This is a genomic window from Microbacterium sp. (assembly GCF_035556355.1).
Classification (GTDB): Bacteria; Actinomycetota; Actinomycetes; order Actinomycetales; family Microbacteriaceae; genus Microbacterium.
Genome location: NZ_DATMFG010000021.1, coordinates 16,252 through 35,896, shown reverse-complemented (window position 1 = coordinate 35,896; position 19,645 = coordinate 16,252). Strand labels below are relative to the sequence as shown.

24 protein-coding genes are annotated in these 19,645 nt (G+C 70.7%); 1 reads left to right on the top strand and 23 read right to left on the bottom strand.

Annotated elements, in window-relative coordinates:
• Positions 1 to 52: 52 nt before the first annotated feature.
• The 23 genes from VNR19_RS04710 to VNR19_RS04600 all read right to left on the bottom strand — a co-directional run bounded on the left by VNR19_RS04710 (position 53) and on the right by VNR19_RS04600 (position 18,376).
• Positions 53 to 532 carry a flagellar biosynthetic protein FliO gene (locus VNR19_RS04710; protein ID WP_325724401.1) on the bottom strand — a complete coding sequence of 160 codons (480 nt, stop codon included), beginning with the start codon at positions 530 to 532 and terminating at the stop codon, positions 53 to 55.
• Between the two features lie 2 nt (positions 533 to 534).
• Positions 535 to 1,191 carry a FliM/FliN family flagellar motor switch protein gene (locus VNR19_RS04705; RefSeq protein WP_325724399.1) on the bottom strand — a complete coding sequence of 219 codons (657 nt, stop codon included), beginning with the start codon at positions 1,189 to 1,191 and terminating at the stop codon, positions 535 to 537.
• Positions 1,191 to 2,102: a flagellar motor switch protein FliM gene (locus VNR19_RS04700; protein WP_325724397.1), complete on the bottom strand. Its 912-nt coding sequence runs from the start codon at positions 2,100 to 2,102 to the stop codon at positions 1,191 to 1,193. Before VNR19_RS04700 ends, VNR19_RS04705 begins: the two co-directional genes overlap by 1 nt.
• Positions 2,099 to 2,917, bottom strand: a complete 819-nt coding sequence (locus tag VNR19_RS04695; RefSeq protein WP_325724395.1) for an OmpA/MotB family protein — start codon at positions 2,915 to 2,917, stop codon at positions 2,099 to 2,101. The genes VNR19_RS04700 and VNR19_RS04695 overlap by 4 nt, the downstream gene beginning before the upstream one ends.
• A complete protein-coding gene (locus tag VNR19_RS04690) occupies positions 2,914 to 3,699 on the bottom strand; it encodes a motility protein A (protein ID WP_325724393.1) in 786 nt (261 codons plus the stop codon). Before VNR19_RS04690 ends, VNR19_RS04695 begins: the two co-directional genes overlap by 4 nt.
• A 2-nt stretch (positions 3,700 to 3,701) precedes the next feature.
• The gene (locus tag VNR19_RS04685; RefSeq protein WP_325032811.1) at positions 3,702 to 3,917 is read right to left on the bottom strand and encodes a flagellar FlbD family protein; all 216 of its coding nucleotides are present in this window, start codon (positions 3,915 to 3,917) and stop codon (positions 3,702 to 3,704) included.
• 128 nt (positions 3,918 to 4,045) lie between these two features.
• Entirely contained in the window at positions 4,046 to 5,212 is a 1,167-nt protein-coding gene (locus VNR19_RS04680) for a flagellar hook protein FlgE (protein WP_325724391.1), read from the bottom strand.
• Between the two features lie 33 nt (positions 5,213 to 5,245).
• Positions 5,246 to 5,662, bottom strand: a complete 417-nt coding sequence (locus VNR19_RS04675) for a flagellar hook assembly protein FlgD (protein WP_325724389.1) — start codon at positions 5,660 to 5,662, stop codon at positions 5,246 to 5,248.
• Positions 5,663 to 5,676: 14 nt separating this feature from the next.
• Positions 5,677 to 6,906 carry a flagellar hook-length control protein FliK gene (locus tag VNR19_RS04670; RefSeq protein WP_325724387.1) on the bottom strand — a complete coding sequence of 410 codons (1,230 nt, stop codon included), beginning with the start codon at positions 6,904 to 6,906 and terminating at the stop codon, positions 5,677 to 5,679.
• Positions 6,903 to 7,328, bottom strand: coding sequence for a flagellar FliJ family protein (locus VNR19_RS04665; protein WP_325724386.1), 426 nt, complete (start codon positions 7,326 to 7,328; stop codon positions 6,903 to 6,905). Before VNR19_RS04665 ends, VNR19_RS04670 begins: the two co-directional genes overlap by 4 nt.
• Positions 7,325 to 8,653, bottom strand: a complete 1,329-nt coding sequence (locus VNR19_RS04660; RefSeq protein WP_325724385.1) for a FliI/YscN family ATPase — start codon at positions 8,651 to 8,653, stop codon at positions 7,325 to 7,327. Before VNR19_RS04660 ends, VNR19_RS04665 begins: the two co-directional genes overlap by 4 nt.
• Positions 8,650 to 9,291, bottom strand: a complete 642-nt coding sequence (locus VNR19_RS04655) for a FliH/SctL family protein (protein WP_325724383.1) — start codon at positions 9,289 to 9,291, stop codon at positions 8,650 to 8,652. Before VNR19_RS04655 ends, VNR19_RS04660 begins: the two co-directional genes overlap by 4 nt.
• 116 nt (positions 9,292 to 9,407) lie before the next feature.
• A complete protein-coding gene (gene fliG, locus VNR19_RS04650) occupies positions 9,408 to 10,517 on the bottom strand; it encodes a flagellar motor switch protein FliG (RefSeq protein ID WP_325724381.1) in 1,110 nt (369 codons plus the stop codon).
• Entirely contained in the window at positions 10,514 to 12,157 is a 1,644-nt protein-coding gene (gene fliF, locus VNR19_RS04645; RefSeq protein ID WP_325724379.1) for a flagellar basal-body MS-ring/collar protein FliF, read from the bottom strand. The genes fliG and fliF overlap by 4 nt, the downstream gene beginning before the upstream one ends.
• A 1-nt stretch (position 12,158) precedes the next feature.
• On the bottom strand, positions 12,159 to 12,485 hold the full coding sequence (gene fliE / locus VNR19_RS04640) for a flagellar hook-basal body complex protein FliE (RefSeq protein WP_325724377.1): 327 nt from the start codon (positions 12,483 to 12,485) through the stop codon (positions 12,159 to 12,161).
• Entirely contained in the window at positions 12,485 to 12,877 is a 393-nt protein-coding gene (locus VNR19_RS04635) for a flagellar basal body rod protein FlgC (protein WP_325724375.1), read from the bottom strand. The genes fliE and VNR19_RS04635 overlap by 1 nt, the downstream gene beginning before the upstream one ends.
• Positions 12,874 to 13,221 carry a flagellar basal body rod protein FlgB gene (locus VNR19_RS04630; RefSeq protein ID WP_325032968.1) on the bottom strand — a complete coding sequence of 116 codons (348 nt, stop codon included), beginning with the start codon at positions 13,219 to 13,221 and terminating at the stop codon, positions 12,874 to 12,876. The genes VNR19_RS04635 and VNR19_RS04630 overlap by 4 nt, the downstream gene beginning before the upstream one ends.
• Positions 13,222 to 13,328: 107 nt before the next feature.
• A complete protein-coding gene (locus tag VNR19_RS04625; protein ID WP_325724372.1) occupies positions 13,329 to 13,625 on the bottom strand; it encodes a hypothetical protein in 297 nt (98 codons plus the stop codon).
• Entirely contained in the window at positions 13,622 to 14,038 is a 417-nt protein-coding gene (gene fliS, locus VNR19_RS04620; protein WP_325724370.1) for a flagellar export chaperone FliS, read from the bottom strand. The genes VNR19_RS04625 and fliS overlap by 4 nt, the downstream gene beginning before the upstream one ends.
• Before the next feature lie 36 nt (positions 14,039 to 14,074).
• On the bottom strand, positions 14,075 to 15,445 hold the full coding sequence (fliD, locus tag VNR19_RS04615) for a flagellar filament capping protein FliD (protein WP_325724368.1): 1,371 nt from the start codon (positions 15,443 to 15,445) through the stop codon (positions 14,075 to 14,077).
• Positions 15,446 to 15,556: 111 nt separating this feature from the next.
• A complete protein-coding gene (locus tag VNR19_RS04610) occupies positions 15,557 to 16,384 on the bottom strand; it encodes a flagellin N-terminal helical domain-containing protein (RefSeq protein ID WP_325724366.1) in 828 nt (275 codons plus the stop codon).
• Between the two features lie 104 nt (positions 16,385 to 16,488).
• Positions 16,489 to 17,346 carry a sigma-70 family RNA polymerase sigma factor gene (locus VNR19_RS04605; protein WP_325724364.1) on the bottom strand — a complete coding sequence of 286 codons (858 nt, stop codon included), beginning with the start codon at positions 17,344 to 17,346 and terminating at the stop codon, positions 16,489 to 16,491.
• 292 nt (positions 17,347 to 17,638) lie between these two features.
• The gene (locus VNR19_RS04600) at positions 17,639 to 18,376 is read right to left on the bottom strand and encodes a DeoR/GlpR family DNA-binding transcription regulator (RefSeq protein WP_325724363.1); all 738 of its coding nucleotides are present in this window, start codon (positions 18,374 to 18,376) and stop codon (positions 17,639 to 17,641) included.
• A gap of 192 nt (positions 18,377 to 18,568) precedes the next feature.
• Between VNR19_RS04600 and VNR19_RS04595 the strand changes: the two genes are divergently transcribed.
• The gene (locus VNR19_RS04595; RefSeq protein ID WP_325724361.1) at positions 18,569 to 19,606 is read left to right on the top strand and encodes an autoinducer 2 ABC transporter substrate-binding protein; all 1,038 of its coding nucleotides are present in this window, start codon (positions 18,569 to 18,571) and stop codon (positions 19,604 to 19,606) included.
• Positions 19,607 to 19,645 lie beyond the last annotated feature (39 nt).

The following is a 19,645-nucleotide window of genomic DNA, read 5'->3' as shown; positions in this document are numbered from 1 at the left end:
GGCGTGGCCGATCCGTAGCCGGGGGTGTCGAGCGATCCGTGCTCCCCGCCGACTATCGCGACAGGGCGGCTCGCGGTAACCCGCGAGCCGCCCTGCGGGTCAGGCGACGGACTTCGATCCCCCCGGTGTCCGTGCGCCCGACTCCCTCCCCCCGGCCGGTCTGTGAGATGTACTGCACCGCGTCGGCGTCGACCGACGACACCTCCTGCGTGTCGACGACGCTGATCCCCCGCTCGGTCACGCCGAGGATGTACCGGATGCCCCCGAATTCGGCCACCACGAGCTGCGCCTTGCCGCCGAGCCCGGCACGCGTCACGACCTCGATCCGGTCGGGACGGCTCGCGCGCGGCCTCCCCCCGGGTCGTCCCGGCAACAGCGCGGTGAGCTTCGCCGGGCCCGTGTGGGTCGCGTCCGCTTTCGGCGCCGCTGTGCCCGACTGACCCTTGCGGATGCGGTGGCGCAGCCACAGGAGCAGGCCGAGCACCGCCCCGAGCGAGACGATCACGCGGGCTGCGATGAGGACTTCTTCCATGCTCAGACGCTCCCCGCACCCTCGAGGATGCGCTCGACGCGCACCGCGAAGTCGCCGTCGGCGACGACGACGGTCCCGTGTCCGATGAGCCGGCCGTTGAGGCGGATGTCGGCGGGCGACCCGGCCGCCCGGTCGAGCTCGACGACGCGGCCGGGCTCGAGCGAGAGCACGTCGCGCACCGGCATCCGGGTTCGCCCGATCTCGACCACGAGATCCATCTCGACGCCGGCGATGCGGCTGAGCCGCTGGGGCGGGGCGGGCTGCGCGGCGTCCTCCGCGTCGAGGGTCACGGCCGTGCGCCCGACGACCGACCCGTCGGCGCCCAGAAGATCGAACACCTGGGTGCCCGGGGCGGTGAATGCCTCCTGCGCGCTCACCTCGCGGGCCTCGCCGAGCGTGCCCGGCCCGAGCACCGCGACGGCGGATTCGAAGACGGGGTGCAGCCGGTCGGTCAGGGAAGCGGCATCCGAACCGTCCTGAAGCGCCGACGGGTCGTTCACCTGGATCGCGATGCGCGCACCCGGCGCACCGGTGAAGGTCGCGACGACCGCGGTGCCGACGGCTCCGGGGTCGGTCGACGGGGTCGGGATGACCGGATGCCCGAACGGCAGCCGGCCGGCGATCGCGGCGGCGACGGCGGTCGCGTGGAAGGTGCTCATCAGCGGGTCTCCTCGTGGACGGTGGTGATCGTGCAGGCCAGACGCGAGCCGCGCGCGCCGGGCGTCGCGCGCGCGATCGGCGTCGCGCCGGCCACGAGCTCGAAGGGCTTGGTCTCGGGGTGCGGGAAGCGGAGGAGGTCGCCGGGTGCGAGCTCGAGCACCTCGCCCGCGCGGATGGTGATGGGCGCGAGCCGCAGCGCGACGTCCACCGGCGCACGGCTGACCTGGTCGAGGGTGTGCTCGGCCGTGTGCCCGGGCGCGACGCCGTCGCCAGCCTCGGCGAGGCGGTCGACGACGACCGAGACCGGGAGCATGACGGTCGCCGCGGTCTCGGCATCGCCCAGGCGCATCGCGTACCGCGCGACGATCACCGCCGCGGCGGCCGAGATCACCTGCATGTACTGCGGGTTGTAGTGCACGGCGCCGAACACCGGGGCATCCGGAAGCAGTGGATCGAGGCTCGCACCGAGGTGCTCGAAGGTGCCGTCCATCACGTGCCGCACGAGCGCGAGCTCGATCGGCGTGAACGTGCGACCCTCGGGCAGCGTCGTGCTCCTGCCGCCCATCATCTGCACGACCCACAGCAGCGCGCTATCGAGTCCGAACTGCACGACGCACGGCTCCTCGCGGTCGGCGAACGCTCCCGTGACCATCGCGGTCGTACCGGGAAGCGTGCTCGCGTACTCCTCGTATGTGACGAGCTCGACCCGTTCGAGCGCGACGTGCGCGCGGAGCCGCACCTTGGCGGTCAGCTGCGACGACCACAGGCGGGCGAACGACTCGAATGCCGCCTCGAGGTGACGGATGCTCTCGCGACTCAGCTGCGCCGGACGGCTGAAGTCGTACGGGACGTGCTGCACAGCGGCGTCCGGGGCTCCGGTCGTCCGAGGTTCCTCCACGACGATGGTCACGGTCCGTCAGCCTCCTTCACAGCAGCGACGAGTTCGGGAAGGAGCGCTCTGACCCGCTCCTCCTCCTTCGACTCGACGACGATGTCCACGCGCCGGTTGACCGCGAGCGCCGCCGCGTCGTCGCCCGGCGCGAGCGGCCGAGTGTCGGAGAAGCCGGTCGCCTTGACCCGGCCCCCGGCGACACCCTCGCGCTCGACGAGGAACCGGGCGACCTGCGTCGAGCGGCCGCTGGACAGCTCCCAGTTCGTCGGGAACGGCGGCACCGCGGCCCGATGATCGGCATGCCCCTCGATGCTCACCTCGTTGTCGACGCCCGCGAGCACATCGCCGATCGCGTCGAGCACGGCGTTCGCCTTCGCCGAGAGCTGCGTGCTGTTGTCGGCGAAGAACGTCTCGGCTCCGATGAGTCCCACCTTGAGGCCGCGGTCGTCGATGACGAAGTCGACGGTCCTCTCAAGCCCCTTGGCTGCGAGGGCCTGGCGCATGCGCTCCCGGAGCTCGACGAGCGACTCGTACTCGGTGGCGGCGCGCGCGGTGAGCTCCTCGGCACCGTCCTCGTCGAGCATCTCGGGCGGGATCACGAGCCCCTCGGTCGTGTCGGCGCCACCCTCCGTCACGTCGCGGCCGAAGCCGCTCGCGAGGCTGTTCGCGAGCTGCTCGAACTTGCCCTTGTCGACGGTCGACATCGCGAACAGGACGATGAACAGGCACATGAGCACCGTGACCATGTCGGCGTACGAGACCGCCCAGCGCTCGTCGGGCTCGTGCGCCTCGATCTCGCGACGGCCTCCGCGCGCTCCGCTGATCGCGCTCACGCCGGCACCTCCTCGGGCTTGCTCGAGGTGGCCTTCACCTTGACGCCGGCCAGGGCCTCGAGGCGCTCCTGCACGACGTGCGGTGCGCTGCCGGCGTGGATCGCGAGTATCCCCTCGGTCACGAGATTCATGCGCTCCTGGTCGGAGGCCCCGATGCGGTTCAGCCGGCCGGCGATCGGGTGCCAGATGAAGTTCGCCGACAGCAGGCCCCACAGGGTCGCGACGAACGCCGCGGCGATCATGGGGCCGAGGTGGTCGGGCTCGTCGAGGCGCTCGAGCACGTGCGTGAGCGATACGACGGTGCCTACGATGCCGATGGTGGGCGCGTAGCCGCCGAGCGAGGAGTAGAACTTCGCGGCGACCCGATTGCGGGCGGATGCTGCGGCGGTCTCGTCCTCCATGACGGTCCGCAGGTCCCGCGCGTCCATGCCGTCCGCGAGGGCCTGGAGCGCGTTGCGCGTGAAGTCGTCGGGTGCGCCGTCGAGCTCGCGCTCGAGCGAGAGCAGTCCGTCGCTGCGCGCCCGTTCGGCGTACGTCACGAGGAACGGGATCACCGCCTCGGGGGTCGTCTTCGGCCCACGGATCATGCGACCGAGGCTCTTGACGGCGAGGATCGTGTCGCGGAACGTGTGGCTCGCGATGCCGACGCCGATCGTCGCGCCGAGCACGAGGATCATCGGCGCGGGCAGCAGAAGGGCGTCGATGCTCGCGCCCTCCATCGTGATCATCGCGAGGAGCGCCCCGAAGGCGATGATGACGCCGAAGATGAATGCCGGATCCACGATCAGACCTCTGGTCGCCCCACGAGAGCCTGCGCCGTGGCCAGCACTCTGGCCCGATAGCCCACGATCAGATCGGTGAGCTGGTCGAGGGTCTCCTCGATCACGTACACGTGCCCGTCCACCATGTGCAGCGTCGTGTCGGGCGCCGCGTGGACCCGCTCGATGAGGTCCGGGTTGACCGCGAACCTGGCGTGGTCCAGGCGAGTGACGGTGATCATCGGCGCACTCCGGGTTCGGGCGAGGGGTCTCGAGGGGCGGACGGGGTCTGGCCCCGACTATCGCGACGAGGCCCGCCCCGGGTAACCGGGGCGGGCCGATGATGCGGGGGCATCCGTCTTCGGTGCGATCAGCGTTTGAGCTGCGTGAGCTCCTGCAGCACCTCGTCGCTCGTCGTGATGATGCGGGCGTTCGCCTGGAAGCCGCGCTGCGCGACGATGAGGTTCGTGAACTCCTGTGACAGGTCGACGTTGCTCATCTCGAGCGCGCCCGACACGAGGTCGCCGAAGCCTGCGGCGCCGGGTACGCCGAGCTGCGGCTGACCGGAGTTCGCCGAGACACGGTAGGCGGTGCCGCCCGCCTTCTCGAGACCCTCGGGATTGGCGAACGTCGCCATCGCGATCTTCGCGAGCGTCTCTGTGCGGCCGTTGCTGAAGATGCCGATGATCGAGCCGTCGCCGGTGATGCTGTAGGACTTGAGCGAGCCGGCGGCGGCGCCGTCCTGCCCGGTGACGGCGACCGTCGACATGTCGGCGTATCCCGTGACGGCCGTGAGGTCGACCGTCAGCGCGCCCGCCGTGAGCGTGAGTCCGGGGGCGGTCTGCACGCCGTCGGTGAACGTCAGCGAGCCGGTCGCGCCGCTGACGGGCTCGGTGACATCCCATCCTGCGGCGGTCTTGGTGAATGTGAGGCTCAGCGTCGAGCCCGCACCCTGCGCGTCGTAGACGGTGACGTCGCGGACGAGTGTGTCGCCGATCTCCGCCGTCGAGGGCAGGTTGCCGGTGACGGTCGCGGAGGTCGTGGCGCGGGCCGGGGAGATCGCGTTGAGCGGCAGCACGATGTCGGCCGGAGCGAGGCCCGTGTTGACGACTCCGTTCGTCGCGGCCCAGCCCTGCACGACGGCGCCGTCGACCGTCACCATCTTGCCGGTCGAGTCGAACGTGAAGGCTCCCGCTCGCGTGTACAGCGTCTCGCCGCCGGAGCGCACCGCGAAGAATCCGTCGCCCGAGATCATGAGGTCGCCGCCGCGGCCGGTGGCCTGCGCCGAGCCCTGCGCGAAGTTGGTGCGGATGCCGGCGACCTGCACGCCGAGGCCGACCTGCGCGGGGTTGCGGCCGCCGACCTGGTCGTCGGGGATGCCCGCGTTGCCGATGAGCTGCGAGAGGGAGTCCTGGAACACGACCGACGAGCCCTTGAAGCCGGCCGTGTTGACGTTGGCGATGTTGTTGCCCGTGACGTCGAGCATCGTCTGGTGCGAGCGGAGCCCGGAGATTCCGGAGTAGAGCGAGCGGAGCATGGGTGTCTCTTCCTGTGGGGAGTGGGTTCGATGTCAGGAGATGTCGGTGATCATGTCGAGCGGGATGTCGGCGTCGCCGACGGTGACCTGCGGGACGGGGCCGTTGAACGAGACCCTCGTCACGGTGCCCGTCACGAGTCGGCCCTCGGCGTCTTCGTACCCGACCTCGCGGCCCAGGAGGGCCGTCGCGGCGTGACGCATGTTGAGCGCGAAGGCCTCGCCGCCGATGTCGGTGAGTGCGGTGAGCTGCTCCATCATGGCCAGCTGGGTCGTCTGCGAGATCATCTCGTTCGTGTCCATGGGGTTGGACGGATCCTGATGCGTGAGCTGTGTCACGAGCAGCCGCAGGAACACCTCGCCGTCGAGCACCTGCTTGCGCGCGGCGGGGTCGGTGGTGCCGCCCGTGTAGAGCGAGGCCGGCGGGGTCGAGGTGACGGCTTCGACGGTCATCGTGCGCTCCTTCCTCAGACGAAGATGTCGAGCCCGGCGCCGGAGGCGGCGTGGACGGTGGTCGGGACGGAGCGGTCCGCGGCGGTGCTCGCCGCGCGCGGAGTGCTCTCGCCGTCAGGGCGCTGTGCGCCTTCGGGTTGATCGCCCGCGCGCTCGCCGATGCCGGGCTGCGCGTCGCGATCGTGTGCACCCGTCTCACCGGCGGAGCTCGACGCGAGGCTGAGGCTCGCATTCGGCATGACGGCCGCGAGATCACGGCGCAGGTCGGCGACGATCGCCCGCAGGGCATCGCGTCCTGCGTCGGTCGCCCCGAGAAGCTCCACCTGCACGTCGCCGCCGGCGCCGATGCGCGCACGCACCGTCACCGGGCCGAGGCTCTCGGGGTGCACGGTCATCGTGAGCTGGTGCGTGCCCGACGGGCGCTGCGCGATCGCGATGACAGTCGGCGAGACCTGGGCGGCGATCGCGCGGGGCGTGGCCGCAGGAGGTCCGGATGCCTCGACCGGCGCCGGCGCAGAGACGGATGTCGGCGCCGGCGCGACCGCAGGCGCTGCGTGCGTCACGCGGTGGGCAGGACCGGCCTCCTCCGCCTGCTCGGACTCGCGGGGCGCGAGCGTCGGCGGCGCGGTGGGAACCTGAGGCGGGTTCGCAGGACGCTCGGGCGCAGTCGGCTGGAATGCCTCCGGAGCGACGGGCGCCGTCCGCACGCCGGCCGTGGCGGGGGCTGGCGCGGGTGCGGTCGCGCGCACGGGCGAGGCATCCGGCCCCGAGAGAGCCTGCTCGCCGGCGGCCGACCCGGGGTCCGCGGGAGCGGCCGCAGGGGTCGACAGGGCGGCGGCCGCGGGCATCGTGGCGGCGGGGACTTCGCCCGAGTCGGCGGGCGGGGCGACATCGGGCGCGGACGGGCCCGACGGCGCGGCCACTCCAGGCCGGGGTGCCTCAGCGATGAGTGCAGTCGCGGGCGCCGGATGCCGCGGTCCGATGCATTCCGACGCTCCCCCGCCGAAGCCGTCCACCGGCAACGTCACGGGAGTGGCGGGATCCGTCGAGTCGTCTTCGCCTGCCGGCGCACCCGCAGAGTTCTCAGACGGGTCGAGTTCGACCACGGGAAGCTCGAGCGCGGCGAGCGCCAGCGCGGTGCCGAATCGCGTCCCGGTCGCCTCGCCCGCGCGGCCGCGGTCGGCACCGGAGACCGATGCGACGGTCGGGGCCGCGAGCAGGGTCATGACGGGCAGTGCATTCATGCGGCGCTCCCTTCTCGACGCACAGACCGCACCACGGCTATCTCGTCGAGCGCGCTCTGCTCGGCGTCGCGCTGCGCCTTCGAGGTGCGCGTGCGGTGGGCGAGTTCGAGGCGCTCGAGCCCTTTGAGCTCACGGCGCGCCTCGACGTGGGCGGACTTCGCGCGGGCCTCTGCCTCTCGGCACAGCACGGTGAGCGCCTCGAGGTCGCTCAGCGCGCTGCTTCCGGCCGAACGGGCGGCGGCCATGGCCAGCAGCATCCGAGGGTCTCCGATCGCGACGGCGGTCTCGGCGAGACTCGACGAGATCCGGTCGCGGGCCTGTTCGGCCTCGGCGCGCTCGGCGGTGGCGTGCGACAGCTGCTGCGCGGCGAGGCGCTCTTGCATCTCGCGCACGCGCAGAAGTCCTGCCAGGGGGAATGTCATGGCGTCAGCCCTCCGAACTCGGTGGTGAGGGCAGCGAGCCGCTGCCAGGAATCGCCGACGTCGGCGAGGTCGTCCATCCCCTGCGTGAGGAAGCGGTCGATCGCGCCCTCGTGTGCGAGCGCCGCGTCGACGAGCGGGTTCGCACCCTGTCGGTAGGCACCGATGTCGATGAGGTCGGCCGCGGCGCGGCGCGCAGCGAGCACGCTGCGGAGAGCGACGGATGCCTCGCGCTGCGCTCCGCTCGTGACCTTGGACTCGACGCGCGAGACCGAGCCGAGCACGTCGACCGCGGGGAAGTGCCCGCGCACAGCGAGCCCTCGATCGAGCACGACGTGTCCGTCGAGGATGCCGCGCGCGGCATCCGCGATCGGCTCGTTGTGATCGTCGCCGTCCACGAGCACCGTGTACAGGCCCGTGATCGACCCGGTGGGTCCCGTTCCGGCACGCTCGAGCAGCCGCGCGAGCACGGAGAACGTCGACGGCGGGTAGCCGCGTGTGGCCGGCGGCTCACCGGCCGACAGTCCGATCTCGCGTTGAGCCATCGCGACGCGCGTGAGCGAGTCCATCATGAGGAGCACGTCGTGGCCCTCGTCCCGGAAGTGCTCCGCGATGCGGGTCGCGACGAACGCCGAGCGCATACGGGCCATGGCGGGCTGATCGGAGGTCGCGACGACGACCACCGAGCGGGCGAGACCGGCCGGGCCCAGGTCGTCCTCGAGGAACTCGCGCACCTCGCGCCCGCGCTCGCCCACAAGCGCGATGACGTTCACGTCGGCCGTCGACCCGCGCGCGATCATCGACAGCAGCGACGACTTTCCGACCCCGGAGCCGGCGAAGATGCCGAGTCGCTGCCCGATCCCGACCGGGGTCATCGTGTCGAGGACGCGCACGCCGAGCCCGAGCTGCCGGTCGATGCGCCGACGCGTCATGATGCTCGGCGACTCGTGGTCGAGGGGCACGAAGGCGGTCGCCGGATCGAGCGGACCCTTGCCGTCGATCGGTCTCCCGAGCCCGTCGAGCACGCGGCCCAGCAGCACCCGCCCCGTCGGAACGTGCAGCGGGGCCCCCGCGTGACGCGCCCGCGAGCGAGCCCTGACGCCGGCCACCGGTCCGAGCGGCATGCACCGTGCCGACGTGCCGTCGACCGCCACGACCTCGGCGTCGACGGGTCGGCCGTCATGCGTCTCGATGCGGATGCGGTCGCCGACGGCGGCGCTGATCCCCCGCACCTCGACGCTCAGGCCCACGACGGCGTCCACGGTGCCCGAGCGCTCGGGACGGACCGCGCTCAACGCACGGATCCACGACGCGGTCGCGGTGCTCACGACAGCACCTCGCCGCCGTGCTCATCGGCCCCGCGCAGGGCGTCGGCGGCCCGGCGCAGCGCCTCCCCGATCCGGGTGTCGACGGCGCCGTCCTCGATCTCGACGATCGCACCGCCGGGATCGACGTCGGATGCCGTGACCACCTCGATCCCGTCGAGCAGGTGCGCGGCATCCGCGTCTTCTCGCAGCGTCTCTCCGTCGCGCTCGCTCAGCGTGACCCGCGTCCACAGGCCGACCGGCATCGCATCGAGCGCACGGCGCAGCGCATGTGCGGCCGACCGCGCCGGGTCGGACAGCTCCACCCCGAGGATCGCGGTGGCGAGCTCTGTCGCGAGCTCCTCGATCCGCGCCGCGGCGACGTCGCCGAGCCGTGCGGCGCGCTCGTCGAGCGCGACCTTGGAGGCCCGAAGCGCACTGAGCGCCGTGCCCCGCTCGTGCAGGTACGCCTCGCGCAGCATCCGCATCCGCTCGTCCTCGCGAGCCTGCTCGGCGCGCGCCTCTTCGAGCGCGACGCGGCGACCCTCCGCGAACCCGTCCGCGTAGCCCCGTGCGCGGGCGCGATCGGCTTCGCTGCGCGCATCGACGGGGGTCGCACCGAGGCGCGGCACCACGAGCGGCGTGAAGGCGGAATCGAGCACGGCGGGCTTCCCGGTAGTGGATGTGGCCGGTCCGTGGCGGAGGTCGAGCGATCCGTGCTCGCATCGGACTATCGCGACAGGGTGCGACGCGCGTAACCTCGCGCGCCGCGGGCGGCTCATTCGACGAGCTCGTCCTCGTCGTCGCGCGAGATCGTGATCTCGCCGGCGGCCGCGAGCTCGCGGATGATGCGCACGACCTCGGCGCGCGCCTCGTCGACCTGGCGCATGCGCACAGGACCGAGCGTGCGGGCCTCCTCGGCGAGGTTCTCGCGGTTGCGCTCGGTCATGTTGCGGCGGATCACCTCGGCGATCGGCTCGTCCGCGCCCTTGAGCGCGAGTGCGAGCATCCGCAGGTCGATCCCGCGCAGCACGCGCTGCGCGTCGCGGTCGTCGAGCCGCACGATGTCGGCGAATGTCACCATGCGGCCGCGGATGTCCTCCGCGAGCGCCGGGTCCCTCCCCTCGAGGCTGGCGAGCAGCGACTTCTCGAGAGAGGTGTCGGAGCGGTTGATGATCTCGACGAGCGGCTGCACGCCGCCGATCGACTCCTGCACGTCGCGGACCGCGAACACACCCGTGCGCGAGCGCAGCGAGTCCGCCACGATCGAGATCGCCTCCTGGGTCGCGGTGCCCATCGTCGCGATGGCCTGCGCGACGTCGGTGCGCAGCGGGTCCTGCAGCGCCGCGAGGACGGCCGCGGCGCGATCGGCCCGCAGGTTCGCCAGCACGACGGCGACCGTCGCGGGCAGCTCCCCTTCGAGGATCGTCGCGAGCTGAGCCGGATCGGCCGCGTTGAGGAAGTCGAACGACACCGCGCCCTGCGACATGACGCGGCTCACGATGCCGACGGCCTTCTCGCGCCCGAACGCCGTCTCGAGCAGGCCCGTCGCGAGCTCCTGTCCCCCGCGCGACGGCACCGAGCCGCCGACCGCGATGCGGCGGAACTCGCCGAGCGCGCGAGCGGTCGAGGCGACGTCCACACCGCCCAGCTGCGTGAGCTCCGCGGCGAGCAGCTCGGCGCGCTCCTCGCCGATGCGGCGGAGCACCTCGGCGCTGGCGGCGCGGTCCATGTTGAGGAGGACGATCGCCGCCTTGCGCAGCCCGCTCAGCGGCGGTGCGGCCGAGGCAGGCTGGGCGGGCTGGAGCGCGACATCCGTCTCGTTCGTGTCTTCCGTCTCGTCGACGGGGCCGACATCGGCGGTCGGCCTTTCCGCGAGCAGGCTCATACCATCGCCTCATCCATGAGGTTCGCGAGCGCGGCGGCGATCGCGTCGGGATCCGACTTCGCGATCTCGTCGATCTCGCGCCGACGGCGTTCGACGAGCACCTGATCGGGCTCGGGTTCCTCGTCCTCGATGTCGAGCACCGCCGTGGGCAGCGTCTTGGCGGGGGGCGGCGCGGTGACCTCGAGCGGGTCCTTCCAGCCCTTGATCGCCTTGAGCTTCTGCTCCTCGGACTCGGTCATCGTGGCCAGGTACTCGATCGGCCCGTCCTCCGTGTGCAGCAGGCGGCGCTTCATGCGCCGGCGCACGACGAGGGCCGCCACGACGATGATCGCCGCGAGCAGGATCGACCCTCCGATGATGATCGAGCGCAGCAGCTCCTGCTGAAGCAGCGCCTCGCGTTCCGCTTCCGCCTGCGCGAGCGCCTCCTCCGCGAGCTGCGCCGGTGACTGGCTGAACTCCACGAACTCGACCGCGACGGTGTCGCCGCGCTCGGTGTCGATTCCCGCGGCCGTCGTCACGAGCGCCTCGATCTGCTCGGCGGTCACGCCCGCGACCTCGCCGCGGTTGAGCGCGACGCTCACGGTCTGCCGCGTGACCTCCCCGGCCGGGGTCACCGTCTTCTCCGTGGCCTTGTTGACGGCGTTGCTGCGGATCGTCTCCTCGTACTCGTACGTCCCCTCACCGTTGCCGCCGTTCGGGACCGCGATGTTGTCGGGACCGAGCACGCCCGCGCCGGGGGCTCCGCCACCCGTGTAGGTCTCGGTGGTGGTCTGCTCGGTCGGGCTCAGCTCGCCGTCCGGCGCGCTGTACACCTCCTCGAGGCGTTCCGATGTGGAGTTCGTGACGTCCGTCGACACCGTCACGGTCGCGTTGCCGGGGCCCACGATCGTCTCGAGCATCTGCGTGACGGCGGCGGCGACCTTCGCCTCGCGCTCGGACGCCTGCTTCGAGGCGTCGCCGACGATGCCGGCCCCGATGGCTGAGAGCACGCGGCCGTTCTGGTCGGTCACCGCCACGTCCTGCGGCGTCATCCCCGACACCGCGGCGCTCGTGAGGTGCACGATCGCCTGCACCTGGTCTTCGTCGAGGGTCGCGCCGCTGCGGGTCTTCACGAACACGGATGCCGTCGGGTTCTGCTTCTCCGAGACGAAGACGCTCTCTTCCGGGATCGCCAGCTGCACGCTCGCGGTGGAGACGTCCTTCATGGCGCCGATCGTGCGCGCGAGCTCTCCCTCGATCGCCCGCTTGTAGGTCACCGACTGCTGGAACTCGCTCGCGGTCACGCCCATCTCATCGAGGAGCGTGTAGCCCTCGCTCGTGTCGCCGGGAAGGCCCGCGGAGGCGGCGGCGAGACGCTGCGCGTAGACCTGGTCGTCGGGGACGAGGATCGTGGCACCGCCCTCAGTCAGTTCGTACGAGACACCCGCCGACTTCAGCTGCTCGACGACGGCGGAGGCGTCCGCGGCGCTGAGCCCCGTGAACAGGGGGCTCATCTGCGGCCGCGTGAGCCACGCGCCCAGCGCGACGGCGCCCATCGCGAGCAGCGCGACGCCGATGATCGCGATGGTGCGCTGCGCGAGCGTGAAGCCCGACACGACCTGCTTGGCACGGTCGTAGTAACCCACGAGCACTTTCGGCATGTCAGGCCTGCATCCTCATGATCTCGTTGAACGCCGCAACGCTTCGGTCGCGCACGGCGACCACGAGATCGAGCGTGAGCGACGCGCGGGTGGCGGCGATCGTGGCCTGGTGGATGTCCTGCAGGTCACCGGTGACCGCCTTCACGGCGAGCGCGTTCGAGGTCGACTGCAGCTCCTGCAGGTTCTCGACGGCGTCGGCGAGGGTCGAGGAGAAGGCTCCGGATGCGGCGGCGTCGGCGACCGCCGCATCCGGAACCGGTCTTTCGAAGCTGAGCGGCGTGAGAGATCCCGCGCCCAGTGGCGGGATCGCGTCGATCGGGCCGGACATCAGCCGCGTCCGATCTGGAGGGCCGCCTCGTAGGCGGTCTTCGCGCGGTCGACCACGGCCGCGTTCGCCTCGTACCCGCGCTGGGCGAGGATGAGCATGCTCATCTGGTCGCCGAGGTCGACGTTCGGGTACTGCACGTAGCCGGCCTCATCGGCGTACGGATGCTCCGGGTCGTACACGAGGCGGCCGTCGGCCTCGGACTCGACGACGCCGGCGACGTAGACGCCCGGGCTCCGGGTACCCGCCTGCACGGTGACGAGCCGCTCGCGGAACGCCTCCTCGCCGGCGGGCGTCGCGGTGTTGATGTTGGCGATGTTGTCGCTCAGGGCGTCGAGCCACTTGCGGTGCACGTTCAAGCCGGTGCCGGCGATGCCGATCGCGTCGAAGGTCATGCGGATGCCTGCCCGATCGCCGTGCGGATGGAGTCGGCCTGGCCGCTGAACGCCTGGCTCGCGAACTGGAAGCGCAGCACCGTGTCGATGTTCGACAGCGTCTCGGTGTCGAGGTTCACGTTGTTGCCGTTCAGGCGGGTCGGCTCGAGCGAGCGCTCGACGATCGCCTCGGCGGCACCGGTGCCGCGCGCGACGGCTTCGCGCAGCTCGTCCTCGAAGAGGACGCGCTTGGCGTGGTAGCCGGGCGTGTTGATGTTCGCGATGTTGTCGGCGATCGCGCGCTGACGCAGAGAGAGGCCGTCGAGCGCGCTGGACAACGCGACGGCGGTGACGGATTCGAGCACGGCGCACTCCGGATGCTGGGGATGGGCCTATCCGTGGCCAGACGTCGAGCGATCCCTGCTCGGTGCCGACTATCGCGACAGGTTCGCGATCGCGTAACCGCGATGCGTCAGCCTTCGACGTCGAGGTAGGCCGGCGCATCCGGCGGCGTCGTCGGGACCCGGCGCAGCGCCGCGAGCTGACGCGCGACCTTCGCGCGCGACGCGATGACGCTGTTGATCATGAGCTGCTGCCGCGCGAGGATCGCCTCGGCTCGTTCGCGCACCTCTTCGGGCGGCGGGCCCGGCGGAGGCTCGAGCTCCTGGGGCACGAGCTGCTCGTCGGCCGCATCGAGCGCGGCCTCGAATCGGTCGAGCAGCCTGAGCCACTCGGCGAGGTGGTCGGCCCCGTCGGTCACGTCGCTCACGCGAGGGCGGACTCGACGGATGCCGGAACCCCTGCGAGCTTCGCGGCGGCCTGGTGCCACGCATCGCGCAGCGGCGCGACGATGTCACGGCACTCCGCGGTCGCGGTGCGGTCATGCCCGACGTTCGCGACGATGAGCCGGCCGGTGAGGTAGGTGTAGAGGCTCCGCAGGCCCTCGGCTCCGTCCCAGGCATCCGTGAGCGACGCGGTCAGCTCGGCGACGATCTGCTGCGCGTGGATGAGGTGGTTCCCGGCGGCGATCCACTCGGCGCTGTCCTGCGCCGCGGCGGCGCGATCGATGTCGACCAGCAGCCGGTCGTAGAGCATCGTCACGAGCAGCTCGGGTGAGGCCGAGGCGACCCGCTGCTCGAGGTACTGCTGCCGGGCGCGTTCCGGTGAGGTGCGCATCGTCATGGGCTCCCAGAGAATCGGTGGCGGAGGTCCTCGCGGTCAGGATGACGAGGACGGCGGAGAAGGCAGGGAGGCGAGCTGCGACGTCAGCCACGCGGACTGGGACTGGAGCGCAGACAGCCGCACCTCCAGCTGCGCGTAGGTGCGCTCGAGGGTGGCGCGGCGCTGCTCCAGACGCAGGTCCCAGCGTTCGACCTGCGTCTGGAGGCTCTTCACCTCGTCCTGCTGACCGGTGATGCGCTGGGTGAGAAGACCTTCGTACTTGTCCGAGTACTGGTTCGTGGTCTCCTGAACGCGGGCGGCGATCTGCGAGAACATCGCCTGGGTGCCCTCCGGATCGTCGGCGAGCGCCTTCTCGAACTTCTCGGCGTCGAAGGACAGCACCCCATTCCGGTCGAACGAGATGCCGATGGTCGAGGGCGACCAGCCGTCGACCGGGGCCTGGACGGCGTTCGAGAGCGCGATCCGCAGCGAGCGCACCGTGCTGTCGCCGCTGAAGACGCCGAGCCGCGTCTTCTCGCCCGCGTCGCCGATCGTCGCCTTCGAGCCGTTGTCGATGCGCGTGAGCAGGGCGGCGATCTCCTTGACGAAGGCCTCTGCCGATGTGGTCTGGGCCTTCGCGTCCAGCGCCACGGTAACGGTCACCGGGTCGGAGCTGACGGCCGAGACCGTGACGTCGATGCCCTCCGCCGGCGTGAACGTGTTCGTCGCGCTCGTCAGCGTCTGCTCGGCCGCCGTGCCTGCGAAGAGGCGGATGCGGGCGTCCGCGCCCTGCGCGATGACCGCCGCCCCGGCATCCGCAGCGACATCGGTCGCGGTTCCCCCCGCGACCTCGTCGGCGGTGCCGCGGTACATCCTGAAGGAGGCGGCCGCGCCGGTCCTGTCGGCGGTGAGCTGGATCCGCGAGAGCGGATCGCCCCCGGCATCCGTGCCCGCCGGCACGACCGTCGCGACCACGCCGGCCTTCGCGGCGTTGATCGCCTTCGCGAGGTCGTGCGGGCCCGTGCCCGTCGCGCTGACCTCGGTCTTCGTGCCGTCGGATGCGACGAGCGTGAACGTGCCGCCCCACGCGTCGGCGCCCGCGGCCGCCGTGACGACCGTGTGGGCGGATGCGACGGCGTCGACGACGATGCTCGTCGAGAACGCTCGCGCACCGGCACCCGCGGCGACGGTGACGCCCTCGGCGGACGCGGTCGCGGTGTACGCGGCGAGAGAGCTCGCGCCCGCGGCCGCCTTCGCCTTCTCGAACAGCTCCTGCAGCGACGTGTTCAGCGACTGCAGGTTGGAGATGATCGAGTTGCGGTCGGTGATCTTCGCCGTGAGCAGCGTCTTCGGGATCGCGTGCACGTTCATGAGCGCGTCGATCACCTCGGCGGTGTTGAGACCCGAGACGAGGCCGTCGATCTTCATGCCCGGATGCCTTCCATCGGTGGTTCGGGGATGACCGTTTCATGTGTTCAGGCGCCCGGGCGGAAGGGGAAGTCCCCGCCCGGGCGCCTCGTGCGCCGGAAGCGCGGTGGGTCAGCGGAGCAGCTGCAGGATGCCCTGGCCCGACTGGTTCGCCTGCGCGAGCATCGCGGTGCCCGCCTGCTGCAGGATGTTCGCCGACGTGAAGCGGACCATCTCGGCCGCCATGTCGGTGTCGGCGATGCGGCTCTTCGCAGCGGCGAGGTTCTCGGCTGCGACCTGCAGCGAGTTGATCGTCGACTCGAAGCGGTTCTGGACCGCACCGAGGTTGGCGCGAGCGGTCGAAACCGTGATGATCTCGGCGTCCACGGCAGCGATGCTCGTCAGCGCGGTCGCCGCGTCGTCGGCGGTCAACGCGCCGATGGTCGCGCCCAGGCCCGAGAGATCTTCGAGGCTGACCTCGATCTGATCCTCGGCGGCAACCGAGCCCGCGCCGACGTGGAACGTCAGCGTCGCGTTCGTGCCGTCGAGCAGCTTGATGCCGTTGAAGTTCGTCGACGCCGCGACGCGCGTGAGCTCCTCGCCGAGCTGCTCGATCTCCGTGGCGATCGCGGCACGCGAGTCGTCGTTGTTCGAGTCGTTCGCGCCCTGCACGAGCAGGTCGCGGACGCGCTGCAGGATCGAGTGCACCTCGGTGAGCGCACCTTCCGCGGTCTGGATGACCGAGATGCCGTCCTGGGCGTTGCGCGTGGCGACGTTGAGGCCGTTGACCTGTGAACGGAGCCCCTCCGAGATGGCGAGGCCCGCCGCGTCGTCGGCCGCGCGGTTGATGCGAAGACCGCTCGAGAGCTTCTCGAGCGACTTCGACAGGTCGTTCTGCGTGCCCGACAGGTTGCGATAAGCGTTGAGCGCGCTGATGTTGGTTGCGATCTGAAGACCCATGTTGTCCTCCGTGTCTGGGGTCGGATGCGGGTCCGTCCGTGGACCTGCACATCCGACATTCGCGACACCGCCCGAACGCGTAACCGCGATCGAGGCGTATCGTGTCAGGACGCGACGAGCAGCCCGTCGGAACGACCGTGGGTGCGGCGCGGCGGGCGACCGAACACCGCCTCGAAGAACTCCGCCTTGATCTTGGTGCCGCGGTCGCCCTCACCCCCGCTCTCCCATGCTTCGAGTGCCTCCCGCATGAGCTCGAGGCCGTTCCGCCTCAGCTTCGACACGTAGGCGTGACTCACCCCGAGCTCCTCGGCGATGTCCTTGACCATGCGGTCCTCGATGTAGATGCCGCGGATGACGTGCTTCATCGCGGCGGGGAGCGCTTCGACCACGCGCAGGAGCATCGCGCGCGTCTCGGACTGCTCGGCGGCGTGCTCGGGCAGGATGACGCTGCTCGTGAGGTCGGCGGCCTGCCGGCCCTCCTCCGCGTCGAAATGGGCCTCGAAGCTCGTCGCCGTGCGGACCATCGCGTCGAGGTGCAGCGCGTCGGCGACGACGTCTTCGCCGAGACCCGACTCCCTGGCGAGCTCGGCGAGCGTGGCGTCGCGTCCGGTGCGCGCGCGCACCGCCTCCGCGGCGACATTCACGCGCTGGATCTTCACGCGGCCGCGCTCGCCCGCGGGGTCGGCGCCGCGCATTTCGTCGAGCATCGCCCAGGTGATCTGGTGCCGGGCGAACGCGCCGAACGGGATGCCGCGCTCGGGCTCGTACGAGAGCGCTGCCCTCGCGAGCCCGAACATCGCGGCGGAGATGAGGTCGTCCAGATTCACGTGCTGCGCCGTCCGCGCCTTCTCGACGGCGAGGTACTTCGCGAGCGGCAGATTCTCGCGGGCGAGGCGTTCAGGAGTGGGGATGGATTCCGAAGGCGCGTCGGAATCAGCGCAAAAAACAGAATGGTTCGACAACGTGACTCCGTGGGGATATCGGCTCGTTTACGAGCGAAAATAGCACCTTCCACAAGAAAGTGTGAGAACTTTCTCATTATTGGCTTGCGCGCAGATCCGCGCCCGCGCAAGGCGGCGGAAAGGCCCCATCCCCGCATCCGCTCATGCCCGTCCGGCGGCCGACGCGGATCGGCCGGGCGAGCGTCGCCGAACGCGCGCACGGCGGGAGTCGTGCGCGGGACGATCGCGCACGTGGCCGCCTTCCGCGGTGCGAAGCGCTCGGGCTACGACGCGGAGAGGGACACCGAGAGCGTCAGACGGCCGCCCGGATGAGCGGCACGGGGAATGCCGAGGCGCGGATCGGGTCGAGCCGGGCGTCGGTGATGCCGGCCGTGAACGGTTCGAGGTCGGAGACCTTGAACAAGGCGTCCCGACCGAACTTGGAGCTGTCCGCCACGAAGAACGCTTCGCTCGCGATCGACAGCATCGTGCGCTTGAGCTCGATCTCGTAGCTGGACGTGCTGTAGACACCGTCGTCCATGACGGTGTCGCAGCCCAGGATGGCGACGTTCACGCGGAGATTCTGCAGCTGCTCGACGGCCGTCGGACCCCACATCGACACATCGTTCGGGAGCAGCTCGCCCCCTATGAACACGAGGCTCGCGCTGCGACGCTGCGCGATCTCCACCCCGATCTGCAGGTCGTTCGTGACGACCGTGATGCGCGAGCTGGCGAGGTGCCGGGCGACCTCCAGCGTCGTCGTGCCGCTGTCGAGCAGGACAGTCTGGCCGTCGAGGATGCGATCCGCCATCGCCTTCCCGATCGCGACCTTCTCCCGGCGGTGCAGAGTCTCCTTCAGGTCGAAGGGCGCATCGGTCTGGCGCACGGGCAGCGCACCGCCGTGCGTGCGTTGCACGAGATCGCGCGCCTCGAGGCGCTCGAGATCGCGTCGGATCGTGGACGGAGTCACGTTGAAGACGCTCGCCAGTTCTGCGACCGACTGAAAGCCGCGCTCCACGAGAAGCTCGACGATCTGGGCCTCACGCGTCATTGCGATCCGACTCCTCCGCTAGGTGATGCGAACGACTATACCGCGCGATCTGCGCGTTTTCGCGCGGACTCTGCGCGCCTGCTGCCCGCTCTGCGCGAATTCGATTGCACAGATGCGCGATTTCTGTGTAATGTCGTGCGCCAGATCGTCGCAAACGCGCACCGTGAGCGACCCGATCACGAAGGAGTGAGTATGAAGCGAAAGAGTCCTGCAATCGCCCTGCTCGCGGGAGCGACTGTGTTCGCACTCGCGGGATGTGGCACCACGGCCGGGGGCGGATCGTCTGACGGTGGCGCGAACAGCGGCGGCACCGCCGAGGGCGCGTACGTCACCGTCGTCAAGGCGACCGGCATCGGCTGGTTCGACCGCATGGAGGTCGGCGTCGACGAGTGGGCCGACGAGACCGGCGTCGACGCGCGTCAGGAGGGTCCGGCCCAGGCCACGAACGAGGGCCAGGTCGAGATCATCCAGAACCTGATCGCCCAGGAGCCGGTGGCGATCACGGTCGTCCCGAACGACGTCGCGGGCCTTGCGACCGTGCTCGGCGAGGCGCGCGACAAGGGCATCATCGTCGTCGCGCACGAGGGCGCGGGAATGCAGAACGTCGACATCGACATCGAGGCGTTCGAGAACAAGGCGTACGGCTCGCAGATCATGGACAACCTCGCGGAGTGCATGGACGAGGAGGGCGGCTACGTGCAGTTCGTCGGCCGCCTCACCAACGGCTCGCACAGCGAGTGGGTCCAGGGCGCGCTGGAGAACCAGGAGGCGAACTTCCCGAACCTCACGCGCCTCGAGGACCCGATCGAGTCCGAAGAGGACGAGGAGGTCGCCTACAACAAGGCCAAGGAGCTGCTCGCGAAGTACCCCGACATCAAGGGCTTCCAGGGCTCGGCGGGCACCGACGTCACGGGCATCGCGCGTGCGGTCGAGGAGGCCGGCAAGAGCGACAGCGTCTGCGTGATGGGCACGTCGATCCCGTCGGTGGCCAGCAGCTACCTCGAGTCCGGCTCGATCGACAAGATCTTCTTCTGGGACCCGGCCATGGCCGGCAAGGCCCAGCTGGCGATCGCCAAGATCCTCGCGGAGGGCGGCTCGATCGAGGAGGGCACCGACCTCGGTGTTCCCGGCTACGAGTCGCTCGTGAAGCTCGAGGGCTACGACAACGTGTTCGCCGGTGAGGCGGGCGTGGTCGTCGACGCCTCGAACGTCGCGGAATACGACTTCTGATCCGATAGATCGCTCGTCGACCGCGCGGGAGTGCATCGA

Bases quoted from the DNA above. Each gene is read 5' to 3' on its own strand.
- VNR19_RS04710 (WP_325724401.1), bottom strand. From the start codon at position 532: ATGGAAGAAGTCCTCATCGCAGCCCGCGTGATCGTCTCGCTCGGGGCG.
- VNR19_RS04705 (WP_325724399.1), bottom strand. From the start codon at position 1,191: ATGAGCACCTTCCACGCGACCGCCGTCGCCGCCGCGATCGCCGGCCGG.
- VNR19_RS04685 (WP_325032811.1), bottom strand. From the start codon at position 3,917: ATGATCACCGTCACTCGCCTGGACCACGCCAGGTTCGCGGTCAACCCG.
- VNR19_RS04680 (WP_325724391.1), bottom strand. From the start codon at position 5,212: ATGCTCCGCTCGCTCTACTCCGGAATCTCCGGGCTCCGCTCGCACCAG.
- VNR19_RS04675 (WP_325724389.1), bottom strand. From the start codon at position 5,662: ATGACCGTCGAAGCCGTCACCTCGACCCCGCCGGCCTCGCTCTACACG.
- VNR19_RS04670 (WP_325724387.1), bottom strand. From the start codon at position 6,906: ATGAATGCACTGCCCGTCATGACCCTGCTCGCGGCCCCGACCGTCGCA.
- VNR19_RS04665 (WP_325724386.1), bottom strand. From the start codon at position 7,328: ATGACATTCCCCCTGGCAGGACTTCTGCGCGTGCGCGAGATGCAAGAG.
- fliG (WP_325724381.1), bottom strand. From the start codon at position 10,517: ATGAGCCTGCTCGCGGAAAGGCCGACCGCCGATGTCGGCCCCGTCGAC.
- fliF (WP_325724379.1), bottom strand. From the start codon at position 12,157: ATGCCGAAAGTGCTCGTGGGTTACTACGACCGTGCCAAGCAGGTCGTG.
- fliE (WP_325724377.1), bottom strand. From the start codon at position 12,485: ATGTCCGGCCCGATCGACGCGATCCCGCCACTGGGCGCGGGATCTCTC.
- VNR19_RS04635 (WP_325724375.1), bottom strand. From the start codon at position 12,877: ATGACCTTCGACGCGATCGGCATCGCCGGCACCGGCTTGAACGTGCAC.
- fliS (WP_325724370.1), bottom strand. From the start codon at position 14,038: ATGACGATGCGCACCTCACCGGAACGCGCCCGGCAGCAGTACCTCGAG.
- fliD (WP_325724368.1), bottom strand. From the start codon at position 15,445: ATGAAGATCGACGGCCTCGTCTCGGGTCTCAACACCGCCGAGGTGATC.
- VNR19_RS04610 (WP_325724366.1), bottom strand. From the start codon at position 16,384: ATGGGTCTTCAGATCGCAACCAACATCAGCGCGCTCAACGCTTATCGC.
- VNR19_RS04600 (WP_325724363.1), bottom strand. From the start codon at position 18,376: ATGACGCGTGAGGCCCAGATCGTCGAGCTTCTCGTGGAGCGCGGCTTT.
- VNR19_RS04595 (WP_325724361.1), top strand. From the start codon at position 18,569: ATGAAGCGAAAGAGTCCTGCAATCGCCCTGCTCGCGGGAGCGACTGTG.